Source organism: Phenylobacterium aquaticum, from assembly GCF_947378715.1.
Classification (GTDB): domain Bacteria; phylum Pseudomonadota; class Alphaproteobacteria; order Caulobacterales; family Caulobacteraceae; genus Phenylobacterium; species Phenylobacterium aquaticum_A.
Genome location: NZ_CANCLE010000034.1, coordinates 19,464 through 27,987, shown reverse-complemented (window position 1 = coordinate 27,987; position 8,524 = coordinate 19,464). Strand labels below are relative to the sequence as shown.

Below are 8,524 nucleotides of genomic sequence, written 5' to 3'. Positions count from 1 at the left end.
ACTCCCACTCGATGGTCCCAGGCGGCTTGGACGTGACGTCATAGACCACGCGGTTGACGCCCCGGACCTCGTTGATGATCCGGGTGGCGCAGCGGCCGAGGACCTCCCAGGGGAACTCGAAGAAGTCGGCGGTCATGCCGTCGGTGGAGGTGACGGCGCGCAGGGCCAGCACATCCTCATAGGTGCGGGCGTCGCCCATGACGCCGACGGTCTTGACCGGCAGCAGCACGGCGAAGGCCTGCCAGATCTTGTCGTAGAGCCCGGCTTTGCGGATCTCGTCGAGATAGATGGCGTCGGCCTTCTGCAGGACGGCGACCTTTTCGCGGGTGATCTCGCCGGGGATGCGGATGGCCAGGCCGGGCCCCGGGAACGGGTGGCGGCCGACGAAGGCCGGCGGCAGGCCGAGTTCGACGCCCAATGCGCGGACCTCGTCCTTGAACAGTTCGCGCAAGGGCTCGACCAGCTTGAGCTTCATATAGTCCGGCAGGCCGCCGACATTATGGTGGCTCTTGATCACCGCCGAGGGGCCGCCGCGCGCCGAGACGCTTTCGATCACGTCCGGATAGAGCGTGCCCTGGGCCAGGAAGGCCGCGCCCTCGATCTTGGCGCTCTCCTTGTCGAACACGTCGATGAACAGACGCCCGATGGTCTTGCGCTTGGTCTCGGGATCGGAAACCCCGGCCAGTTCGTCCAGGAACATGTCGCCGGCGTCCACGTGGATCAGCGGGATGTTGTAGTGGTCACGGAACATGGTCACGACCTGCTCGGCCTCGTTGTGCCGCAGGAGGCCGGTGTCGACGAAGACGCAGGTCAGCTGGTCTCCGATCGCCTCGTGGATCAGGACGGCGGCCACCGAGGAATCCACGCCGCCGGACAGGCCGCAGATCACCTTGCCCTCGCCCACCTGGGCGCGAATCCTGGCGACCATCTCCTGGCGGAACGAGGCCATGGTCCAGTCGCCCTTCAGCCCGGCCACGCCATGGGTGAAGTTGCGCAGCATCTGGGCCCCGCGCGGGGTGTGCGCCACCTCCGGATGGAACTGGATCCCGTAGAAGCGGCGGGCCTCATCGGCGATCACCGCGTAGGGCGAGCCCTCGGAGGACGCCACGACCTGGAAGCCCGCAGGAATGGCGGTGATCTTGTCGCCATGGCTCATCCAGACGGTCTCTGTCGCGCCGACCCCGCCGAGGCCGGCGAGCAGCGGGCTGTCCCGTTCGATCTGGATCTCGGCGCGGCCGAATTCGCGGGTGTGGCCACCTTCGACCTTGCCACCGAGTTCCGCGCACATGGTCATCTCGCCATAGCAGATGCCCAGCACCGGCACGCCGAGCTCGAAGACCTTGTGGGTCACCGACGGGCTCTCGTCCTCATGGACGCTGGCCGGTCCGCCCGAGAGGATCACCGCCTTGGGGGTATAGGCCTCGAGCATGGCCTCGACCTTGTCGTAGGGATGGATCTCGCAATAGACGCCGCTCTCGCGCAGGCGACGCGCGATCAACTGGGTCACCTGGCTGCCGAAATCGACGATCAGGACGCGCTCATGTTCAGCGGGGGCGTGTGCGGGGGTCTGGGTCATGCGGGTCTTCAGGTGCGAGGCGTGAGACAGGTCATTTGGCGCGCTCCAGCACCGCGACGAAGAAGCCGTCGGTGTCGGCGCTGGCCGGGGACAGGCGCAGATAGCCCTCAGGGGTCAGGAAGCGCGCGAGATCGGGGTCGTAGCTGGCGGGAAGCAGGCTGTAGCCCGGGGTGCGGGCCAGGAAGGCCGCGACTCGGTCCTCGTCCTCCTGGGGCAGGATCGAGCAGGTCACATAGATGATCCGCCCGCCGGGCTTCACGAAGGTCGCGCCCTCGTCCAGCACCAGGTCCTGGTCGGCCAGGCGCTTGGCGAGCGTCTCCGGCGTCAGCCGCCACTTGGTGTCTGGATGGCGGCGCCAGGCGCCCGTACCGCTGCAGGGGGCGTCGATGAACACCACGTCCATCTTGGCCTTCAGGTCCTTCAGCGGGTCGGGATTGACCGGCGAGCGGATCTGGATGGCGCGGACGCCGGCCCGGTCAGCGCGGCGGATGGTGTCGGCCAGGCGGCGCGCCTCGCTGTCATAGGCATAGATCTGGCCCGAATTGCCCATCATGGCGGCGAGCGCCAGGGTCTTGCCGCCGCCGCCCGCGCAGAGGTCGAGGACCTGGCGGCCCTTGATCTCGCCGGCGCAGGACGCGGCGATCTGGGAGCCCAGATCCTGGACCTCGAACCAGCCCTTGGAGAAGGCGGGAATGGTCTCCACCGCCCCGGCGCGCTCCATGGGCTCAGGCGCGGGTATGCGGAAGGCGGTGGGCAGTATGCCGGCCGGCGCAGCGTTCAGCGGACCCAGCGCCTTGGCGCCTCGGGTCGGATCGGTCTTCAGCAGATTGACCCGCAGGTCGATGGGCGCCCGAGCCGACAGGCCCTGGCCCTCCTCGGCGGCGCGGTCGCCAAAGGCGCGGACGAAGTCCGGCTCCAGCCAGGCGGGATAGTCGCCGCGCACCGAGGCCGGCGCATCTGCGAGGTCGCGCGGCGCAGCCAGGACGGCGCGCTCGGCCTCCGTGAGGGGGCCGTGACCGTGGAACTCCTCGCCACAGGCCTCGGCGATCCGCTCGACCGGCCAGCCCCAGTAGAATTTCAGCGCCCCGATGGCCGCGGCGCGCGGGCTATCTTCGCCCATGGCCCAGGCCAGCGAACGCCGCCGGCGCAGGACATCCATGGCCAGGCCGGAGATGAAGGCGCGATCCTTGGAGCCGGCGTAACGGGCGCTCTCGCCCCAGCCCTTCAGGGCCAGCTTGACGGGGCGATGGCGGGTTTCGACGTCGGTCAGAACCTCGATGGCCGCAGTGAGGCGCCCGCCGTCACGCAAGGAAGATCGCCGCCACGATCATGCCGACGCCGACCATGCTGACAAACCAGACCAGGGTGCGCAGGCCGGTGGCGCCGGCCGCATAGAGCGGGACATAGACGATGCGGGCGCAGACATAGAGCAGACCACCCCAGAGGGTGAGCTCCCCGGTCTTGGCGACCAGATAGGCCGCGAAGGTCGCCGCCACGAAGAAGGGGAAGGTTTCCTGGAAGTTCCGGTAGGCCCGGTCCAGGCGCCCCGCCACCCCGGTCAGGACGCGGTGTTCGTCCCGGGGGCCGGCGGCCCATTTCAGGTCCTGTTCGGGGTGCAGCCGCGCGGCCACGGTCGCCCAGACCAGCTGGACGATCCCGACGATGATCGCAGCTCCGATGAGCAGGAGTTCCGGCGCTGCGTTCATGATCTAGACCGGGCTCGAATAGTTGGGGGCCTCACGGGTCATCATGACGTCGTGGACGTGGCTTTCGCGCAGGCCCGCCCCGGTGATCCGGATGAACCGCGCGCGTTCCTGGAAGCTGACGATATCGCCGGCCCCCACATAGCCCATGGCGGCGCGAAGACCGCCGACCATCTGGTGCAATATGGCGCCGATCGGGCCCTTATAGGCGACCTGACCCTCGATGCCCTCGGGCACCAGCTTGAGGGCCGAGACCTCCTTCTGGAAGTAGCGGTCGGCGGAGCCCGAGGCCATGGCCCCGAGCGAGCCCATGCCGCGATAGGCCTTGTAGGAGCGCCCCTGGTAGAGGAACACCTCGCCGGGCGCCTCATCAGTGCCGGCGAAGGCCGAGCCCATCATGGCCGCGTGGGCGCCCATGGCGATGGCCTTGGCGAGGTCGCCGGAATATTTGATCCCGCCGTCGGCGATGATCGGCACGTCGGTGCCCTTGGCGGCGCGGACGGCGTCGGCGATGGCGGTCAGCTGCGGCACGCCCACCCCGGCGACGATGCGGGTGGTGCAGATGGAGCCCGGCCCGATGCCGACCTTCACCGCGTCCGCCCCGGCGTCGATCAGGGCGCGGGCGCCTTCATAGGTGGCGACATTTCCGGCGACGATCTGGACGCGGTTGGTCTCGCGCTTCAGCCGGCCGACCGCCTTGGCGACATCGGAATTGTGGCCGTGGGCGGTGTCGATCACCACCACGTCCACCCCCGCGTCGACCAGGGCCATCGAGCGCTCATAGCCCGCGTCGCCCACGGTGGAGGCGGCGCCTACCAGCAGGCGGCCCTGGGCGTCCTTGGCGGCGATGGGGTGGGCCTCGGCCTTTTCCATGTCCTTGACGGTGATCAGGCCGATGGCCCGATAGGTGTCGTCGACAACGATCAACCGCTCGATCTTGTGACGTCGCAGCAGGTCGCGGGCCTCGGCCTGGGTGCAGCCCTCGCGGACCGTGACCAGGTTCTCGGTGGTCATCAGCGCCTTGGCCGGGACGTCGTCGGAGCCCTCGAACCGCATGTCGCGGTTGGTCAGGATGCCGACCAGCTTGCCGGTGCCGGGCTCGACCACCGGGAAGCCGGAGATCTTGCGGCGCGCCTTGATCTCCCGAACCTCGCGCAGCCGGGTGTCCGGGTGGATGGTCAGAGGATTGATGACCATGCCGCTTTCGTAGCGCTTCACCTCGCGCACCTGGTCGGCCTGCTCCTCCACCGTCAGATTGCGGTGCAGGATGCCCATGCCGCCGGCCTGGGCCATGGCGATGGCCAGCCGGCTCTCGGTGACGGTGTCCATGGCGGAGGACACCAGCGGGATATTCAGACTGATTTCGCGTGTGAACTTGGTGGTCGTGTCCACCTGGGTCGGCATCACATCCGACGGACCCGGTTCAAGCAAAACATCGTCGAAGGTAAGCCCTTCGCGAATCTCCATGAGACTCTCCATTTTGCGGGGTGCGTATAGGGGGTCATGGGCCCCCGGGGCAAGGGTCGCGTCGAGGCTTCTCATGCGGCGAGGTCCTTATATGGGGCGGTGACGGTCGATTTCAGCCCGAAGGTCATGGCGAACATCACCAGGCAGAGGCCTGCCGAGAGGCCGAGCGCCGTCCAGCGGGAGTGGTCCAGGGCCAGGCCATAGACCACGGGCCCGCCGATCTGGGCGAAGCCGGCGGGGCGCGACAGCAGGGCCGAGCGGTAGGCGTAGTTGGATTTTCCATAGAGCTGGAGCGGCAGGACCCCCTTGGCGACCGTCAGCATGCCGTTGCCGGCGCCCTGGCCCAGGGCCATCAGCGGCGCGCCGGCGGCGCCCATCAGGCCGATGCAGAGGGCGCCCAGCGGATGCATCAGGGTGGCGACCCGCGTGGCGGCCAGCGGGTGAAAGCGGCGCAGAACGGTGATCTCGGCGAACCGCACGCTGACCGCCGCCACCCCGACCAGAGCGGCGGTCGCCGCAGCCTGGGCCGGGGTCAGGCCGAAGGCGCCCAGCAGCTGGGGCAGATGGGCGCTCATGCAGGTCGAGACGAACCAGGCGCAGGCGAACAGCACCGCCAGTTGAACCATGGGCCGGTCCCAGGTGACGGCCGCGCTTGGGGCGGCCGGATCGTGCGGCTCTGGCGTGATGCGCGGCACGACGAGGGCGTTGAGCGGCAGACAGACCAGGGCCTGGACGGCGGCCCAGGCGAAGCAGGCGCCGCGCCAGCCGAAATGCTGCTCGAAGGCCAGGGTCAGGGGCCAGCCGACCGTTGAGCCCAGGCCGCCGATCAGCGACACCGCCGTGATCGGTCGCCGCGCCTGGTCGCCATAGAGCGAGACCAGGATCGCAAAGGGCGTGGCGTAGAGCCCCATGGCCATGCCGATCCCGATCACCGCCAGGCCCAGCGCCACGGCCCAGGCGGCGGGGGCGGTCCCGACCAGGATCAGGCCGGCGACGAAGACCAGGTTGGAGGCAAGCAACACCCCCTTGCCGCCGCGCCGATCGACCGCGCGGCCCACGGCCGGGGCGGCGAGCGCGCTGGCCAAGAAGGCGAGCGACATCAGGCTGGCGGCGAAGGACGGCCGGACGTGGAGATCGGCCGACATGCCGTCGCCGAGCACGCCCATCAGATAGAAGCTGGAGCCGAAGGCGAGCATCTGGCCCAGACCCAGGCCGCCGCCGGTGAGGACCGGGGAGCGCGTCGCATCTGGGTTGGGTTCCGCCATGGCAAGCCTATGCGGCATTTGTCGTTTCGCGGAAATCGACATATTGGCTCACTGATGTTCGAAAATCTCACATTGAGACCCCTACCCTCGCTGAACGCCCTGCGCGCCTTCGAGGCCATGGCCCGGACCGGGCGCGCAACCCTGGCGGCCGAGGAGTTGCGCGTTACTCACTCGGCGGTCAGCCGTCAGGTCAAGGCGTTGGAAGAGACCTTGGGCGTACGGCTGTTCATGGGCCCCAAGCACCGGCTGGAACTGACCGAGGCCGGCCGCGAACTGCTGCCCGCTCTGACCGCCGCCTTCGACCAGATCGCCGGCGCCGTCGGCCGTATCCGCGGCGGGTCCGAGGACCTGCACATCGCGGTCAACGCCAGCATCTCGGTGAAATGGCTGATTCCGCGCCTGACCCGGTTCGCGGAGACCTACCCCGAGGTTCGTCTGCACCTGGCCGAATTGTCCAGCCACGCCACCTCGCACCGGGGGGCCGACGCCGTGGTGCGGCTCGTGCCTTCCGCCCGGCTGGCCGATCCCCTGGTGACGCCGTTCATCCAGAGCCACCTGGGTCTGGTCATGGCCCCCGCCCTGGCCGAGCGCTTCGCCGCTGATCCATTGCAGGCGCCCAGGCTGGCGGCGGTGACCCATCCGCAGGGCTGGGCGATCTGGGCGGCCCTGGCCGGGGTGGAGCTGGCGCAGGCGCGCGAACAGCCCTTCGCTCACCTGCACTTCGCGCTCGACGCCGCCATAGCCGGCCTGGGCGCGGCGGTCATGCCCTGGCCCTTGGTCGCCGACTATATCCGCGCGGGGCGCCTCGCAGCCCCCTTTGGCTTCCGCAAGGCCGAGAGCGCCTTCGCCCTGTTGGCCGCGCCCGGCGTCAGCAAACGCGGGCTGGACCGGTTCAGGGCCTGGCTGGTGGCGGAGGGAAAGACGACCGAGGCGCCGCCTGCCGGCTGAGGAGCGGGTGACCGCGCAGGACCTCATAGGTCCGGTCGAAGGCGCTCAGGGAGGCCAGATCCGGATTGGCCACCGTGGCCACCGATGGGCCCAGGCGCTGGACCTGATCGGTGCTGGGGTCAAACCCTGGCCAGGGCGGCAGACCTCCGCCGTTCGGATTTCCCGTGCGCGCGAAATTGACCCAGTAGGAGGCCATCACCCTGGCCAGCTTGCGGTCGTCCCGGGTCCAGGCCCAGGGCTCCTGGTCGAGGTGATCGAACATGTACCAGAGCTCGGCGAAGTGGCTGGGGCCCCAGCCCGCGCGGACGGAACCTGCCGGAAATGGCGGACGCTGGTCGAAGCGGTAGAGCCAGACGGGCGACCCGCTCGCGGCCTGCAGCCGCGCCCAGGCCCACATGTCCCAACCGAACCGAAGATCACGCTCCAGATCGGCGCGGGCCTGGCGGGCGCCGACGTCGTCAACGAAGGGATAGGCCGCGACGATGCCGGGCGGCAGCGGTCCCCAGGCGCGGGTCAGTTCGGTGGCGTAGTTGGCCGCCGTCACGCGGGCGAGATCGGTCAAGGCGCGAGCCTCCTGCGCATTGTAGCCGACGAGGACCGGAACCCTGTTCACCCGTCCCGCCGCGAAGGCGTCAGCCGGAGACAACGGCAGGACGGGCGGGCCAACCACCGGGTGGCTGACCAGATCGGCCTTTCCCTCCAGCAGCCGCGCGGCCGGCAGGGCGCGCAGGGCCTGGAGCGAGGTCACGCCCAGGGACCCGGCATAGGCCTCCCCGTCCCGCTCCGCCTGGGGCAGTTGATAGGCCGGCGCCAGGGCCAGGGGTTCGAACACCCCGCCGCTCTGGCCGATCGCCCGCTGGAAAAGCCCCTCGGCCTGGGGCGAGGCGATCAGCAGACTGACCGACATGGCGCCGGCTGATTGACCGAATATCGTCACCCGACCGGGGTCACCGCCAAAGGCGGCAATATTGGCTTTGACCCACTCCAGGGCGGCGATCTGATCCATCAGGCCATAGTCGCCGGAGGCGCCACCGCCCTCGCGGCTAAGGTCCGGATGGGCCAGGTAGCCCAAGGGGCCGAGCCTGTAGGCCAAACTGACCACCACGACCCCGCGTCGGGCAAGCCGATCCCCGGCATAGAGCGGCATGGCGGTCGAGCCATTGCTGTAGCCCCCGCCATGGATCCAGACCATCACCGGCGCTCCGGCGCGCGGGACGGTCCTCGGGGTCCAGACGTTGAGATAGAGACAGTCCTCGCTGATCCGGGGCGGCGCCTCTCCCGGCATGGAGACCCCGGTCTGCAGGCAGGCCGGTTGAAACGCCGTCGCGTCGCGGACGCCCGTCCAGGGCGCCGGCGCGGCAGGTGGCCGCCAGCGTCGTTCGCCTAAGGGTGGGGCGGCATAGGGCAATCCCAGATAGGCGGTCACGCCACCCGCCGTAGCGCCCCGCACCCAGCCCGCTTCGGCATGGACCAGAGGCGCCCCGGCCCGGGCGACGCCCGCCATGCCCAGCGCCAGGGCGATCGCCGCCGCGATGATCTTCATGAGCTGTTCCAGGTCCCCAGGA

Annotated in this window: 7 protein-coding genes; 1 reads left to right on the top strand and 6 read right to left on the bottom strand. The window is 69.5% G+C overall.

Annotated elements, in window-relative coordinates; translation table 11 throughout:
* The 5 genes from guaA to Q7P21_RS06795 all read right to left on the bottom strand — a co-directional run.
* The coding region (guaA, locus tag Q7P21_RS06815; RefSeq protein WP_304164692.1) for a glutamine-hydrolyzing GMP synthase at positions 1-1,576 on the bottom strand (1,576 nt) is incomplete at its 3' end.
* A gap of 31 nt (positions 1,577-1,607) precedes the next feature.
* A complete protein-coding gene (locus Q7P21_RS06810) occupies positions 1,608-2,885 on the bottom strand; it encodes an RsmB/NOP family class I SAM-dependent RNA methyltransferase (protein WP_304164696.1) in 1,278 nt (425 codons plus the stop codon).
* Positions 2,878-3,282 carry an MAPEG family protein gene (locus tag Q7P21_RS06805; protein WP_304164699.1) on the bottom strand — a complete coding sequence of 135 codons (405 nt, stop codon included), beginning with the start codon at positions 3,280-3,282 and terminating at the stop codon, positions 2,878-2,880. The genes Q7P21_RS06810 and Q7P21_RS06805 overlap by 8 nt, the downstream gene beginning before the upstream one ends.
* A 3-nt stretch (positions 3,283-3,285) precedes the next feature.
* A complete protein-coding gene (gene guaB, locus Q7P21_RS06800) occupies positions 3,286-4,746 on the bottom strand; it encodes an IMP dehydrogenase (RefSeq protein WP_304164702.1) in 1,461 nt (486 codons plus the stop codon).
* A gap of 71 nt (positions 4,747-4,817) precedes the next feature.
* On the bottom strand, positions 4,818-6,011 hold the full coding sequence (locus Q7P21_RS06795; RefSeq protein WP_304164703.1) for an MFS transporter: 1,194 nt from the start codon (positions 6,009-6,011) through the stop codon (positions 4,818-4,820).
* A 54-nt stretch (positions 6,012-6,065) separates the two neighbouring features.
* On the opposite strand from Q7P21_RS06795, the gene Q7P21_RS06790 reads away from it, so the two are divergent.
* Positions 6,066-6,959: a LysR family transcriptional regulator gene (locus Q7P21_RS06790; protein ID WP_304164705.1), complete on the top strand. Its 894-nt coding sequence runs from the start codon at positions 6,066-6,068 to the stop codon at positions 6,957-6,959.
* On the opposite strand, the gene Q7P21_RS06785 is transcribed toward Q7P21_RS06790, so the two are convergent.
* A complete protein-coding gene (locus tag Q7P21_RS06785) occupies positions 6,904-8,502 on the bottom strand; it encodes a carboxylesterase/lipase family protein (RefSeq protein ID WP_304176339.1) in 1,599 nt (532 codons plus the stop codon). The two genes, Q7P21_RS06790 and Q7P21_RS06785, sit on opposite strands and share 56 nt — an antisense overlap.
* Positions 8,503-8,524 lie beyond the last annotated feature (22 nt).